Annotated in this window: 10 protein-coding genes and 3 pseudogenes; 4 read left to right on the forward strand and 9 right to left on the reverse strand. The window is 73.4% G+C overall.

The window, feature by feature from the left end:
* Positions 1-21: 21 nt before the first annotated feature.
* Entirely contained in the window at positions 22-807 is a 786-nt protein-coding gene (locus IE330_RS14795; RefSeq protein WP_229925647.1) for a phosphodiesterase, read from the forward strand.
* 131 nt (positions 808-938) lie between these two features.
* Positions 939-2,417, forward strand: coding sequence for an L-lactate permease (locus tag IE330_RS14800; protein WP_190136450.1), 1,479 nt, complete (start codon positions 939-941; stop codon positions 2,415-2,417).
* A 9-nt stretch (positions 2,418-2,426) separates the two neighbouring features.
* Here the strand turns inward: IE330_RS14800 and IE330_RS14805 are convergent.
* From IE330_RS14805 to IE330_RS14815, 3 genes and pseudogenes are all read right to left on the reverse strand, one after another.
* A pseudogene (locus tag IE330_RS14805) lies at positions 2,427-3,577 on the reverse strand (transposase).
* Positions 3,578-3,679: 102 nt separating this feature from the next.
* Positions 3,680-4,477: a S1 RNA-binding domain-containing protein gene (locus IE330_RS14810; RefSeq protein WP_229925649.1), complete on the reverse strand. Its 798-nt coding sequence runs from the start codon at positions 4,475-4,477 to the stop codon at positions 3,680-3,682.
* A gap of 150 nt (positions 4,478-4,627) precedes the next feature.
* Positions 4,628-5,593, reverse strand: coding sequence for a MerR family transcriptional regulator (locus IE330_RS14815; protein ID WP_190136451.1), 966 nt, complete (start codon positions 5,591-5,593; stop codon positions 4,628-4,630).
* A gap of 559 nt (positions 5,594-6,152) precedes the next feature.
* Between IE330_RS14815 and IE330_RS14820 the strand changes: the two genes are divergently transcribed.
* The gene (locus tag IE330_RS14820) at positions 6,153-6,485 is read left to right on the forward strand and encodes a class I SAM-dependent methyltransferase (protein ID WP_308439010.1); all 333 of its coding nucleotides are present in this window, start codon (positions 6,153-6,155) and stop codon (positions 6,483-6,485) included.
* A gap of 54 nt (positions 6,486-6,539) precedes the next feature.
* Here IE330_RS14820 and IE330_RS14825 read toward each other — a convergent pair.
* From IE330_RS14825 to IE330_RS14840, 3 genes and pseudogenes are all read right to left on the reverse strand, one after another.
* Positions 6,540-7,560: pseudogene (locus tag IE330_RS14825) on the reverse strand (IS110 family transposase); the annotation flags it as partial.
* A pseudogene (locus IE330_RS14830) lies at positions 7,560-8,728 on the reverse strand (IS110 family RNA-guided transposase); the annotation flags it as partial. The pseudogenes IE330_RS14825 and IE330_RS14830, both read right to left, overlap by 1 nt.
* 618 nt (positions 8,729-9,346) lie before the next feature.
* Positions 9,347-9,964 (reverse strand): LysE family translocator, encoded by a 618-nt coding sequence (locus tag IE330_RS14840; RefSeq protein WP_190136453.1) that lies wholly within the window; start codon positions 9,962-9,964, stop codon positions 9,347-9,349.
* 151 nt (positions 9,965-10,115) lie between these two features.
* Here IE330_RS14840 and IE330_RS14845 point away from each other — a divergent pair, with 151 nt between their 5' ends.
* The gene (locus IE330_RS14845) at positions 10,116-10,568 is read left to right on the forward strand and encodes an Lrp/AsnC family transcriptional regulator (RefSeq protein ID WP_190136454.1); all 453 of its coding nucleotides are present in this window, start codon (positions 10,116-10,118) and stop codon (positions 10,566-10,568) included.
* Here IE330_RS14845 and cydC read toward each other — a convergent pair.
* The 3 genes from cydC to cydD all read right to left on the reverse strand — a co-directional run.
* Positions 10,528-12,285, reverse strand: coding sequence for a thiol reductant ABC exporter subunit CydC (cydC, locus tag IE330_RS14850; protein WP_190136455.1), 1,758 nt, complete (start codon positions 12,283-12,285; stop codon positions 10,528-10,530). The genes IE330_RS14845 and cydC overlap by 41 nt on opposite strands.
* 68 nt (positions 12,286-12,353) lie before the next feature.
* Entirely contained in the window at positions 12,354-12,497 is a 144-nt protein-coding gene (locus tag IE330_RS14855) for a hypothetical protein (RefSeq protein WP_190136456.1), read from the reverse strand.
* A 70-nt stretch (positions 12,498-12,567) separates the two neighbouring features.
* Positions 12,568-14,023 (reverse strand): thiol reductant ABC exporter subunit CydD (cydD, locus tag IE330_RS14860; protein WP_190136457.1); only part of this gene is annotated, 1,456 nt, incomplete at its 5' end.

Below are 14,023 nucleotides of genomic sequence, written 5' to 3' on the forward strand. Positions count from 1 at the left end.
CACGACCGGAAGGAGCGGCCCATGCCGCCCGACGAGACCGTGCCGCCCGACGAGACCACGGACACACGCACCCACCGACCCACGGACGCCCGCACCCACCCGCCCGCGGGCGCGGGACTCGCGGCCCGCGTGGCCCACCGCGTCGCGCGTCGGCGCCACGCCCCGGCCCTGCACCCGTACGGCGTCATCTGCGACGGCCTGCTCACCGTCCGGCCTGCCGGGCGCCCCTGGGGCGAGCCGTGGCTCGACGAGCCCGGCGAGTACGCGGTCAGGCTGCGCTGGTCACGCGCCGTCGGCCTGCCCGGCCGACTGCCGGACGCCCTGGGGCTCGCGGTACGCGTGTACGACGCGGGCGGACCGGGGAGCCTCCTGGACCTGCTGCTCACCAGCAGCGGCAGCGGGCGGCGGACACGGCACCTGCCGCTGCCGCGCCTCGACGCCCTGGCCGGTCCGTACTCCACCCTGCTGCCCTACCGGATCGGCAGCCAGGAGGCACTGCTGGCCGTCCACCCTGCCGTCACCTCGCCCCTCGTCCCCAACACGCTGACGCGGCTGCGCGCGGCCGTGGAGGCCGAGCCTCTGGCCTTCCATCTGTGCGCCGCGCCGCCCGGCCGGGGCTGGCGGGCCCTGGGCACCCTCACCACCGGCCCCGTGCACGACCGGCCGCCCGACGACCGCGTCGCGTACGACCCCTACCTCAACCGCCTTCCCCACCTGCGGCCGACCCCCCGGTTCGGCGGGCTCCGGGAGGCCGCGTACGCCGCCTCGCGCCAGGGGCGCGGGGCCGCCGACCCCACCGAGCCGTGACCCGCGCCGCGGTCCGGTCGCCCGTGCGCGGCCGGACCGCGGTGCCGCGACTTTCGTTCAAGACCGCCGGCCCCCGCGCCGCCAGGCTTGCTCCCGCCGGGTGACGAACCAAGGAAGGCGGCCTGAGCGGGATGGTGTGGGCGATAGCGGTGTCACCGATCGTGGTGGTCCTCGGGATGATCACCGGGCTGCGCCGGGCGGCGCACTGGGCGGCGGTCGCGGGGGTCGTCGTCGCGGCCGCGCTGATCCGGTGGGTGCCGGACTTCGCGCTGCCGCGCGACGCGCTCGCCGGGACCGGGGCGGGAGCGGCCCTCCTCGTCCTCAACGCCGCCGCGGTGATGCTGCCCGGCGTCTACCTCAGCCAGGTCCTCACCCGCCGCGCGGTGCACCGGTCGCTCCAGGAGTGGGTGCGCGCCCTGCCGCTGTCGGGGCCCGCGACGACCGCGCTCGTCGTGGCGGGCATCGCGCCGACGGTGGAGTCCCTCACCGGGTTCGGCGTCTCGCTGCTCGTGACCGTGCCGGTGCTGCTCGCCCTCGCGCCCCCGGCGACCGCGCTGCGGCAGGCCATGCTGGGCCTGAACATCATGCCGTGGGGCACCCTCGGTCTGGCCACCGTCATCGGCGCCGCCCTCGTCTCCACCGGCACGGCCGCGCTCGGCACCGCGACCGCGGTCACCAGCGCCCTCGTCTTCCCCCTGGTGACCACCTGGGCCGCGCTGCTCGCCCGGCCGCGGCGCCGGCTCCGTACCGCCGTGGCGGCCGCGGGCGCGGTCGCCGTGCTCGCGCTCGGGTTCCTCGCCCTCAACCGGGCGGGCGCCGTCCAGCCCGCGGGCGTCCTCGCGGGCCTGGTGACCACCGCCGTCGGCCTCCTGCTCACCGCCGTCCGCGCGCGCCGCGCCGGCGGCCGGCACGGCGCTCGGACAGGCGGCCGGCTGCTGCCGCCGCGGCCAGTCCTGTCGGCCTACGGCCTGGTCCTGGGCGGCATCGCCCTGACCCGTCTCGCCAAGGCTGCGGGCGTCCCGCCGCTGGAGCTGCGCGCGGGCGACGTCGGCTTCGCGCTGCTCACCTCGCCCGGGCTGCCGCTCCTCGCCGCCGCCCTGGTGCTGGACCGCGGCAGGCCGCACGGCCCGGACGCGCGCGCCGCGCTCAGCCGCGTGGCCCGGCCGCTGCTCGCGCTGACGGGCTTCGTCACCCTCGGGCGGCTGATGGCGGACAGCGGCATGATCGAGGAGCTCGGCGCGGCGGTCGCCGGGGCCCCGCCCCTCGTGATCGCCCTGGCCGCCCCCGCCCTCGGCATGCTCAGCGGCTTCCTCACCGGCTCCAACGTCGGCGGCAACGCGCTGATGATGCCGCTCCAGGAGCGCCTGGCGCCGAGCGGCGCGGACCTCGGCACGTGGTTCGCCGCCGTGCAGAACAGCGCCGCGGGCCACGCCGTCTTCACCTCACTCCCGATGATCATGCTGATCCTGGCGGTGGCGGGGGACCGCGCCGGACAGGCGGGCGTCACCGAGCACACCCTGCTCCGCTTCGGCCTGCGGGTGGCGGCCGCGGTGTACGCCGCCCTGGCCGTGACGACACTCGCCCTGGTGGCCCTCGCGGGCGCGGCGTGAGCTTGTTCCTCATCCTCGGCGGTCACGTTCGGTGAGGGTCGCGGAGCGTTTGAGGGTCTTGCCGACGTCGTAACGGGTGGCGGGGTGCCGGTTCCTGGAGCCGGGCGGGCGTCCGGGGCCGGGGCGGCTGGGTCTCGGGGCACGGGCCGGACACGCGAGGTGCGGACGGATGTGCCGGAACCCGCGCCGGACGCGAGTCGGCGTCAACGTCTCGCAGGGTCGCGTGGCCCTCTCCCGGGGCTTGCGTCGGTCGGCCGCGAGCGGTGCGGCGAGGCGGAGTTGGGTGTGCGCGACGACCACGAGCCAGGTCCAGCGGGCCGCAGCCTGCGGGGCACGAAGCCGGGGCCGTGTCCAGCCGAGGGACTGCTCGAACAGGCGAAACGTGTGCTCCAGATCGAATCCGCGCAGGTAGCACGACCAGACGAAGTCGACGTCGTCCGGGGTGGCATCGGTGGCGGAGGACCACAGCCAGACCGGTGGCGCGTCCCGGTCGCCAGGTAGGTGATCGACGTTGAACCGGACCAACGTCCCTGTCGCCGACCGGGAGTTCACCGTCATGGTCAATCCACGCGGACCGCTGCTGTAGCCGGGGATGCAGCCGGTCCCAGGCATGGGCCTCGGCCTTGCCGTAGCGGGCTGTGTCGTTCACCGTGACCACGGACGGCTCGGGCCGGGAGGCGGGCCTGGCCAAGCTGAACTCCTTGCCGTGCCGGGGCGGCCGGCCGCCCCTGGGATCGTAGAGGCGCGGTGGCTTCGGCAGCCGGAGAACGCGGTCCGAGCGCAGACGCCCGACCAGCTCGACGGGCAGGTCACGCAGGACCCAGGTGCCAGCCCGTTACCACATGGTCCGATGAGCGGCCGTTGCGGCCGTGGACCAGGCAGAACAGTCGCTCCGGCGAGCAGGCGGCGTCCGAGCGCAGCCACGGCGAGACGTCCACGGTGAGCACGATCCGCCCGTCGAATCGCGGAAGCGGCAGGGAAACCAGCAGGTCCCGCAGGGCGCTCGTGTCGAGTCGACCATGGTTCAGGGCGCCGCACAGCGAGCCGTAGCCGCGCTGGTGCTCGGCCAACAGCGGCAGTTCGACGGGTGTCCTGGTCGGGCCATCGGCACACAACAACGCGTCGTCCAGCTCGAAGAACGCGTCCGCTCGCGCGGACAGACACTGCGGCGCGCCGCTCTACGCGGCCCTGCGCGGACTCCTGTGCCAGCACGGCGACACCCTCATCGAGGAGATCGGATCGGGCACCTGCATGCTCATGCGCTAGGTTCTGTCCGCTCCGCCGGTGACGCCCAGCCGCACCCGGTGATGCCGGAGGTCGACCTCGGTGACCTCAACCGTGATCAGCTCGCCTTCATCGACAAGCTGATCCGGGGTTTCCACCGGCTCGTCAGCAGCCAGCTCCGAGAGGTGAAGGAATCCCACAACGTCGGGAGCGAGCTGCACGAACACGCCAAACGGAACGATCTTGGTGATCGGCCCGGTGAGAATCCGACCGACCTGATCCGCGAACCGAATGAGTGGATCTTCCTGCAGAGCCTTCAACGAGAGGGTGACCTGCCCGGAGCGCGTCTCGGCAATGATCACCTCAGCGGTGATCCGCTGGCCGGCTTCGACTGCCTCGGAGGGGTGGCTGATCCAGTCCCACGTCAGGTCCGGCACCCGGATGAAGCCGGTGCGGAGGCCGTCCGGTTCGCCGTCGACGTGGACGAAGACCCCGAAGTTGTGAACCTCGGAGACCGTCCCAGTGACGACCTGCCCTGGTTCGCACGCGAGGAGAAAGGACCTCAAGGCCGGAATCTCGCATGCCCTGGCGGAGAGGTGGAGCCGGCCTTCGTGCCAACGCCCGATCTCCTCGGCGTTGATCTCCTGGCCGACCTCAAACAGCTCGGATGGATGCTCCATCCGACGCATCGACGCCTCCTGTGAAGGAATCAGGCCGATCTCCATCCCTCCGTCGGCATCCACAAGCTCCACCAGGACGTCCGCTCCGTCGAACCCGATGACCTTCACCGTTCTCACAGCCCCCGGCAGGAGGAGCTGGTTGATCAAGGACTGCATGCGAGGGTCAGGGGCTGGCTCGGACATGGTGGTGAGCCTAGTCGGCATCGGCCGCACTGGTTCCCACCTTGGCAGCGCGACCTCGCACGTCCTTGCCCACAGCGGAGAGGGGCCGCCACCCGGGAGGGGTGGCGGCCCTCGTCGGTTCAGTTACGCGTCGCCATGGTTCCGGAACCACTGCGCGACCTGGTCGGCATGGGTGTCCGGTGGGAAGACGGGGTAGAAGACGTGCTCGATCGTGGCGCCGCGCAGGACGAGGGTGAGACGCCGGTAGAGCGTCTGGCCGTTGGCCTCGAACGTCGGGAGCTTCAGCTCGTCCGCGAGCGTGAGCCGGGGGTCGGAGAGCATCGGATAAGGCAGGTGCAGGCGGTCCACGAGCGCCTGCTGGTACTCGACTCGGTCCGAGGACAGGGCGAGAACACGGTCGACGCCTTCCGCCCTGAGGGCGTCCAGGTTGTCGCGGAAGCTGCACGCTTCCTGGCTGCATCCGCGGGCGCCGGGGATCTCGTTCCAGCCCTCGGGGATGTCGGCGGCCGGGTCCCCGGTGAGCGGGTAGAGGAAGAGCACCCAACGGCCGTCGGGGACCGTGTCCAGGCGGATGTCGCTGCCGTCCGTGCCGTGGAACGACAGGGCGGGGAGCGTTCGGCCCGGCAGATGGGCCGCGGCGCCGTCGTCCACCGGGACCGGCAGGTCGGAGGGCAGGGGGTCGGCCTTGGACAGCATCTCGTCGGGCTCCTTCGATGGGTCGGTGGCGGAGGGGAAACCTCTCCGGGCCGCCGCGTCCCGGCGGCTGATCAACTGTTCCCGGGTGTGCGTCAGCCGGGCGACGAGGAGGTCAAGTGCCTCGATCTTCTGCTGGTAGGCCGCCAGGGACTCCGCGCAGTGGTCGCCCGTATCGTGTCCCGCGCGAAGGCAGGCAAGAAATGGCCCTGTCTCCTTGGGGGTGAGACCGAGCGCCCCGAGGCTGCGGATCTCCTCCGCCAGCCGGACGTCTTCCCCGGTGTAGTCGCGGTAGCCGTTGGCCGCACGGCCGGGGCTGAGCAGCCCGCAATCCTCGTAGTAGCGCAGCGCCTTGATCGTCACGCCGGCGGCGGCCGCCGCCTCACCTGCACGCATGTGCACCTCCTCGCTTCGTCCAGAACGCTAAACCCGGACCTTGGGGGACGGGTCAAGGGCGGGCTGTCAGGCTCTCTGCGCCGAACTCGATTTCTGGTGCGAGGCGGTCACCGACAGGCATCGCCGCCGCCGAAAGCTCAGGTCATCACCATCGCGTGCCAGACACACGCCTCAGGCCAACGCTGTGGGAGCGACGGACCGTGTGCTGCTGCGCGCGCGTCCGGATACGGATGGACACAAGCTCGGCCGCCCGGTCGGCCCGCCCCGGAGGATGGGATGCGGTGGGGAGGTGCCCCTATGTCTTTGGTCAAGACATCTCAGAGGGCTAAGAAGTCAAGCGGCCCCTCGACAGTCGGTACGTGGGTCAGGAAGATGTGATCTTTCGGTCACGCGATGAATCCAGTGCCGCACTGAGCGGGACGGAAGGGCGCCCCGATCGGTAGGGTCCCGGCCATGGACAGCGACGCTCGGCGTCGCGCGTACGAGGGTCACTTCCCCTAACGTCCAGTTCGTCCAGGCCGACCTGTTCACCTGGCGGCCCCCGCGCCGCTACGACACCGTGTTCTTCGCCTTCTGGCTCTCCCACATCCCGCCGTCCCGCCTGCCAGGGTTCTGGGACACCGTCGCCAGCGCACTCGCGCCAAACGGCAAAGCGGTCTTTATCGACGATGGCCCCGCAGAGGCCGCCCGCGAGGAGGTTCTCGCTCAGCAGCCCATCCCTGCGGCGCTGCGCCGACTCGACGACGGTCAGCCGTATCGCATCGTGAAGGTCTTTCACGACCCCAGCGAGCTCACGGGCGCGCTCGCAACGCTGGGGTGGTCAGCCGATGTCCGGACTGTGGGCGGCAGCTTCATCATGGGCACCGCGGAACCGCCGACGACCGCTAGCTGACAGGTCACAGAGGCGGCTACTGGCTCCCTACGTTCACCCGTACCTACCTCCAGGTCACGCAGATGCTTGAACGAACGGTTCGAACGCGCGTTGTTCGTCGAACGGCTGCCGGGTTTTGAGGCAGTGGTGGAGCTGGCCGAGGAAGCGGTTCAGCAAGTGCCGTTGCGCGGCGGCGTGCCAGTCTCCGTGCTCGCGTCGGCGCCGGTAGTGCGCGTTCGCACCCGGTGAGGCGGTGAGGGCGGCGAAGGCCCAGAGGAAGCCGGCGTTGATGAGGCGGTTGTTCTTGACGAAGCGGCGGCCGACGAAGCGCTTCTTGCCGGAGGCCCGGGTGACGGGGGCAGATCCGGCGTACGACTTCAGCGCCCGGGCGTCGGCGAATCGTGTCCGGTCGTCGCCCAACTCGGCGAGGACGCGGGCGCCGAGCATGGGGCCCAGGCCGGGGAAGCTGAGCAGGATCTCGCTGTCGGCGTGCTGGTGGAAGGCGGCGGTGGTCGCTTCCGCGAGGTCGTCCGCGGCCTGGCAGGTCGCGTCCAGACTGCTTGAGTAGGGCCAGGAGCTGGTGGCCGAAGGCGTCGTCGACGCTGGGGAGCTGGTGCGCGTACTCGGCGCGGAAGATCGTCCGCAGCCGCTCCGCTTCGGCGTCGGAGCCGCGGAGGCGGCCGCTGCGTTTGAGAGCGGCCCGCAACTGGGTGACGGTGAGCTTCGTGGCCTTGGCCGGGGTCGGCGCGAGGGTGAGGACGACGCGGGCATCCGCCCTGGTCAAGCCACCTTGTTTGCCCTGGAAGGCCGGCAGGGCGGCGGGGTAGTACTCGCGCAGGAGGGAGCGGACCTGATTGGCGAGCTGTTGCCGGGCCCAGACGGCGTCCTGCTGAGCTCGGGCCAGGACCGTGATGTCCTGGGCGGGTTCTGAGTCGGCAGGCAAGGGCCGGTGGGCGTGCATGTCGGTGCGCAGGATGTTCGCCAGGACCAGGGCGTCGCCGGGGTGGGCCTTCTTGCGGCTGACGCCGTGCCGGTCGCGGTAACGGGCGGCGGCGAGCGGGTCGATCGCGAAGACTGGGCGGCTGCCGGTGCGGAGGTTCCGTCGCGGAGCATCGCGAAGAGGACGTCGGCCCTGCGGCGGGCGAGGCAGAGCAGGGCCTGGGTGTGGTGCTTGCCCTGGGCGATCTTCTTGTCGTAGTAGGTCCGGGACGCGGGGTCGCCAAGGGCGGCGAACGCGGAGAGGAAGAAGGCCCGTTTGAGCTGCTTGTTTCCCCTCCGGGAGGGCTGTTCACCGCGGATCGAGGAGCCCGAGCTCCGGGTCGCCGGGGCGAGTCCGGCGTAGGCGGCGAGGTGGCCGGCGGTCGGGAAAGTGCTGCCGTCACCGACCTCGATCAGAGTCCTGGCTCCGGTCCTGACGCCGACGCCCGGCATGGACGTCAGGACCTTCGAAAGAGGGTGGCCCTCCAGCAATTCCTCGATCCGCCTGGCCAACAGCTTGCGCTGGTCGAGCTCGGACGTGAGCGACGCGGCCAGGCTCGGGACGATCAGCGCGGCCGCCTCCGTGCCCGGGACCGTCACGGTCTGCTCGTCCAGGGCGTCGAAGATCTCTTCGACCAGCCGCTCGGCCATCCGCGGGGCCGTCGGCCGCAGCAGCGTGACCAGGCGCCGCCTGCCGGCCTTGCGTATCTGTGCCGGGGAGCCGAACCGTTCCAGCACGGCGAGGACGGCTGGGTGCTGCAACCGCGGCCCCAGCACCCGCTCCAGCGAAGGATGGGTCTGGGTCAGCAGGCCGTGGAGCCGGTTCGCGACCCGGGTGGCTTCGCCGACCAGGTCGTCGTCGAAGCCGACGATCATCTCCAGCTCGGCGATCGTTTCGTCCTCGCCGTCGATGGCCCGCAGCGTGTGCGGCATCGCGCGGGCCGCGTCGGCGATGATGAACGCGTCCTTCGCGTCGGTCTTGGCCTCGCCGGGGTAGAGGTCGGCGATCCGGTGCATCGTCAGGCCCGGCAGGTAGGCGACCGGGCAGCCCATGTCCCTGGCGACCGCCAGCGGCAGGGCCCCGATCGAGGCCGGCTGGTCGACCACGACAAGTACCGTCCCGTGCTTGGCCTGGAGTTTGCGAAAAGTTCGCGGAGCTTGGGTTCGGTGTTGGGCATGCGCTTGTCGAACGCTTTCTTCCCGGCCGGGGTGACGGCGGTGGCGTGGTGTTCGCCCTTTCCGACGTCCAGGCCGAGGAAGACGTCGATGTCGCCGGTGTCGATCACGTGCAGGCCCCTCCATCACGCTTTCATCCGGCCTTGCCTCGGCACCGAGCTGCCACATCCACGTCACGGAGAGCTGTTCCGGCTCGGTGAAGCCGGTGCTCAAGGCCCTCATCAGCGGTCCGTCGATGCCTCCGGGCCCGGTGACACCACCCCCCGGATCATCAACCGCAATAAGGGGGGAAGCCATGCCGGACCCGAAGGCCGGTGGCCCCACTGCGGAGCCACGAAGAAGGTAACGGGGGGCGGGGCGGCCGGGTGAGACGGCGGGCCATGAGGGTGAGCCTGGACCAGGTGAGGTGGGCCTCGTTGTGGGAGATGAGCCGTTCGTGGTCCCGCACGTTTCGGCGGGGCCGCATGCTCCACGAGGTGGCGCGTTCCATCCGCCACCGTTTGGCCACGGCGAAGCCGTCCTGGCTCTTGCGCGCGGGACGGTGTGCAGGGTGATGCCGAGGAAGGACCTGGCCCACGGGACGAGGTCGCCGCCGTAGGCCGAGTCGGCCCAGGCGACCGTGACTTCGGGGTGGCGAGGCGGAGGCGGACGAGGAGGTCGCGGGCCGGTACACGCACGGCCACGGCGACGCACCCCGGCGTGCCCGCCGGTCCGGGCCGCCGACGGGGTCACCCGGCCAGGCGCTCCACGAGGAGGAACGCGCCGATGCCGATCATCATGACGCCGCTGGCGCGGGTCACCGCGCGGGCCGCCGAGGGCCTGGCCTTCAGGACGACCCCCGCCAGCACGCCGACCCCCAGGTAGACCACGGCGCAGCTCGCCATGTGCAGGATGCCGAGCACCCCGCTCTGCGCGGCCACCGGCCAGGCCGCGTCGGGGTGGATGAACTGCGGGAACAGCGAGAAGTACAGCAGCAGCGCCTTCGGGTTGAGGCCGCTGGTCCCGACGCCCTTCCACGCGATCCGCCAACGGGACGCGGCCAGGGGCTCGGCGGCCGCCTGCGGGCTCACCGGGCCCGCCAGGACGCTCCAGCCGAGCCACACCAGGTACACCGAGCCGAGGACGGTCAGCGCCGTCAGCAGCGTCGTCGAGCCGGCCACGATCACGACCAGGCCCGCCACCGCGAGCAGCGTGTACCCGGCGTACCCGAGGACGAGGCCCGCGACCGCGGGGACCACCGACCGCTCCCGCATCCCCGCGGCGATCGCGTACGCCCAGTCCGCCCCCGGCGTGACGACCAGCAGGAGGTCCACCGCCAGGAACGCCGCCACCGTACCCGTGTCCATGCTGAACCGATCCCTCTTTCCTCTCGGTGCCCCGGGTGGCCCCGAGACTTCGTGATCAGGTGTTTTCCGAGAGGGAAGGTTAGGAGCCGACGGCCCGAAAGTGTTTCTGTTCTTACCGCGCCAGGCCGGGGGTCGGGGGATAATCTTCTTCATGGACGCCCTTGACCGGAAGATTCTGACCGAGCTCCAGCGGGATGGCCGTCTCACGGTGACCGAGCTGGCCGCCCGCGTGCGGCTGAGCGTCTCCCCGTGCCACCGCCGCGTACGGGACCTGGAGAGGAGCGGCGCGATCCGCGGCTACCGCGCGGTGGTCGACCCGGCGGCGCTCGGCCTGCACTTCGAGGCGCTCGTCTTCGTCACGCTGCGCTGGGAGGACCGCGACACGGTGATCGAGTTCGAGAAGGCCGTGGCGGAGGTGGCGCAGGTGATCCAGGCGCAGCGCCTGTTCGGCGAACCGGACTACCTGCTGCGGGTCGCCACCGCCGACCTCGCGGCCTTCCAGCGGCTGTACGACGAGCAGCTCGCCATACTCCCCGGGGTGCACCGCCTGACCTCCACGCTGGTCATGAAGCATGTGGTGGACGACCGCCCCCTGCCCCAGTGACGGCCGCCGCACCGGAACCGGCACCCGGGACGGGCACGACCCGGCCCCGGTCGAGGGTCACGACCGCGTCGGCGGCGGCGAGTCCCGCGCGCTCGTGGGTGACCAGGAGCGTGGTGCGGCCGCGGGTGGCGTCGAGGACGTCGGCGAGCACCGCGGCGGCGGTGGCCGGGTCGAGCCCCTCGGTGGGCTCGTCGAGAACGAGGACGGGCGGGTCGGCGAGCAGCGCGCGGGCCAGCAGCAGGCGGCGGCGCTGACCGCCCGACAGGGTGGCGCCGTCCCCGCCGACGAGGGTGTCCCAGCCCGCGGGCAGCGCCTCGATCCACTCCAGGAGCCGGGCCCGGCGCGCCGCCTCGCGCAGCTCGGCGTCCGTGGCGCCGGGCCTGGCCAGGAGCAGGTTCGCGCGGATCGTGGTGTGGAAGAGGTGCGCGTCCTGGGTCATGCCGGTGATCACCCGGCGTACGTCGGCCGCCGCGCAGGCGCGCAGCTCCCGCCCGCCCAGGCGGACGCTCCCGGCCTCGTACGGCACGAACCGCATGAGGGCCGCGAGCAGTGTCGACTTGCCCGAGCCGCTGGCCCCCACGAGGACGACCCGGTGGCCGGGCGGCAGCCGCAGGTCCACCCCGTCCAGGGCCGGGGGCCCGCCCGGCCGGTGCCGCACCCGCAGGCCGGTGATCTCCACGCCGAGCGGCCCGGCGGCCGGCAGGGGCACCGGGGCGGGCGGGTCCGTCACCGGCGGCGGCGTGTCGAAGAGGGCGGCGAGCCGGCGCGCGGAGGCCCGTACGTCTCCGAGGCGGCGGGCGGCCGCGGGCAGCGGCGCGAGCGCCTCGAAGGACACCAGGGCGAGCACCGCGAGGACGGTCAGGTGCACGGCGGGCAGCGTGCCCGCGGCGTGCGCCCGCAGGCCGAGCGCCACGACACCGGCCGTGGCCGCACCTTGGAGCAGCAGCACCACGGCCGCGGCCGCTGAGGTGGTCGCCGCCTTGCGGCGCTCGCACGCGGCGATCCGCGCCGACACCTGGTGCAGCCGTTCCTGGGCGTGGTCCTGGGCCCCGTACGCGGCCAGGTCCGCCGCGCCCCGGGTCAGGTCCAGGGTGAGCGCCGCCAGTTCGGCGCGGGCCGCCTTCTCCGTGCGGCCCGCCCGGCGGGACAGCCCGAGCACGGCCGCGGGCACGAGGAGCCCCGTCCCGGCCAGCAGCACGCCGAGCAGGAGGCCCGCCCCGGGCAGCAGCACCAGGGCGGTCCCGGTGGCGGCCGCGGCGACGGCGCAGGCGGCCGTGGCGGGCAGGAGGATCCGCAGGAGCAGGTCCTGGGCCGCGTCGACGTCGTCGACCAGGCGGGTCAGCAGGTCGCCGTCGCGGAACGCGGGGGTGCCCGCCGGAGCGAGCGGCACCAGCGCCTCGTACACCCGCGTGCGGAAGCCCGCGACGGCCCGCAGGACGCCGTCGTGGCCGAGCAGCCGGTCGGCGTAGCGCAGCACCCCGCGCCCCAGGGCCAGGGCGCGGACCGCGACGATCGCGAGGCTCACCGAGGCGAGCGGCGGCTGCTCGGCGGCGCGGGTGATCAGCCAGGCGGCGGTGGCGGTCAGCGCGGCCCCGGCCAGCTCGGTGCCGGCCGCGGCGAGCGCGGCGGGCAGCAGGACACGCCGGTACGGCAGCAGGTGACGCAGCAGCCGCACGGTGGGGCGGGGAGCACGGGCGGCTGCGACGGGGAGGGCCATGACGCCATCGGCCTTTCTTGCGGGGCCCGGTGCGGGCGCGGGGGCGGGGTGCGGGACGGGTACGTCGGTCATGGGGCGGCCAGGTCTTTGCGCGGTTGCGCGGGGTCGAGGTGGCCTTCGGGGGCGGTGACGGCCCGGTCGGTGTGCGGGGGCAGGCTCGGGTGGTGGGCGGTTGCCAGGGGTGCGTGGGCGGAGGCGGGTGCGTCGGTCACGGGGCGGCCGGGTCTTCCTGCCGCTGCGCGGTGTCAGGTGGCCCTCGTGGGCGGTGACGACTTGATCGGTTCATGGGGCGACCAGGTCTTTGCGCGGTCGCGCGGGGTCGAGGTGGCCTTCGTGGACGGTCACGATGCGGTCGGCGTGCGGGAGCAGGCCCGTGCGGTGGGCGACCACCAGGGACGTGCGGCCGCGCATGAGGTCCACCGCGGCGCGGGTGACGGCGGCCTCGCTCTCCGGGTCGAGGTGGGCGGTCGGTTCGTCGAGGAGGAGCACGGGGGCGTCCTTGAGGAACGCCCGGGCCAGTGCGATCCGCTGCCGCTGCCCGGCGGAGAGCCCGGCACCGCGCTCGCCGAGCACGGTGTCGTACGCCTGCGGCAGCTCCTCGACGAAGCCGTCGGCCGCGGCGGCGCGGGCCGCCCGGCGCACCTCGGCATCGCTCGCGTCCGGCCGCCCGAGGCGGATGTTGTCCGCGACGGACGCCGCGAACAGGTGCGGCCGCTGCGGCACCCACGCCACCTGGGCGCGCCACGCGTCGAGGTCCAGGTCCGCCAGGTCGACGCCGTCGGCCGTGACCCGCCCCGACGTGGGCGGCACGAAGCCGAGGAGCAGCGCGAGCAGCGTGGACTTGCCCGCGCCGCTCGGGCCGACGAGGGCCACGTGCTCCCCGGGCCGGACGTGCAGCGACGCCCCGCACAGGGCGGGCGCGGCCCGGCCAGGGTGGCGGACCGTGACGTCCTCCAGGCACAGGGGGGCCGTGCGGGCGGCGGGCGCCCGCTTCCGCGCACCCCGTGGCGTCTGCCCGGGTGTCGGCCCGGGCCGCCCCTCCGGCTGCCGCGGCGGCTCCTCCTCGTCGAGGAGCGCGAAGACCCGTTCGGCCACCGCGACGCCCTCGGCACTCTCGTGGAAGGCCGCGCCCGCGGCACGCAGCGGCAGGTACGCCTCGGGCGCGAGGAACAGCACGGTCAGCGCCGTCCGCAGGTCCACCCCGCCGTGGAGCAGCCGCAGCCCGACCGGCACGGCCACCAGGGCCACGGACAGGGTGGCGACCGTCTCCAGGACGAAGGACGAAAGGAACGCCACCCGCAGCGTGCGCACGGTGGCCCGCCGGTGGGCGTCCGCCATCTCGCCCACCACCCGCGCCTGGTGCCGCTCGCGGCCGAACGCGCGCAGCGTCGGCAGCCCGGCCACGACGTCGAGGAAGTGGCCGCCGAGCCGCGCCAGCAACCGCCACTGCCGGGCCGTGCGCCGGGCGGTGTGCAGGCCGACCAGCGCGCCGAACACGGGGATGAGCGGCAGCGTCACCACGACGACCAGCGCCGAGGTCCAGTCGGTCCACCACAGCCAGGCCACGACCGCCAGGGGCACCACCGCGGTGGCCGCCGTCGCGGGCAGCCGGCCCACCACGTACGGGTCCAGGGCGTCGAGGCCGCGGGTGAGCAGCGTGGCCGTCCCGCCGTGGCGCCCGGCCGCGAGCCGCGGCGGACCGGTCCGCCGCAGCCGCTGGGCGACCCGGTCCCGCAGC

This window comes from Streptomyces longispororuber (assembly GCF_014656095.1).
In the GTDB taxonomy this organism is placed as follows: Bacteria; Actinomycetota; Actinomycetes; order Streptomycetales; family Streptomycetaceae; genus Streptomyces; species Streptomyces longispororuber.

Coding starts and splice junctions, on each gene's coding strand:
- IE330_RS14795 (WP_229925647.1), top strand. CDS start 22: ATGCCGCCCGACGAGACCGTGCCGCCCGACGAGACCACGGACACACGC.
- cydC (WP_190136455.1), bottom strand. CDS start 12,285: ATGGCCCTCCCCGTCGCAGCCGCCCGTGCTCCCCGCCCCACCGTGCGG.
- IE330_RS14840 (WP_190136453.1), bottom strand. CDS start 9,964: ATGGACACGGGTACGGTGGCGGCGTTCCTGGCGGTGGACCTCCTGCTG.
- IE330_RS14815 (WP_190136451.1), bottom strand. CDS start 5,593: ATGCGTGCAGGTGAGGCGGCGGCCGCCGCCGGCGTGACGATCAAGGCG.
- IE330_RS14800 (WP_190136450.1), top strand. CDS start 939: ATGGTGTGGGCGATAGCGGTGTCACCGATCGTGGTGGTCCTCGGGATG.
- IE330_RS14810 (WP_229925649.1), bottom strand. CDS start 4,477: ATGCAGTCCTTGATCAACCAGCTCCTCCTGCCGGGGGCTGTGAGAACG.
- IE330_RS14845 (WP_190136454.1), top strand. CDS start 10,116: ATGGACGCCCTTGACCGGAAGATTCTGACCGAGCTCCAGCGGGATGGC.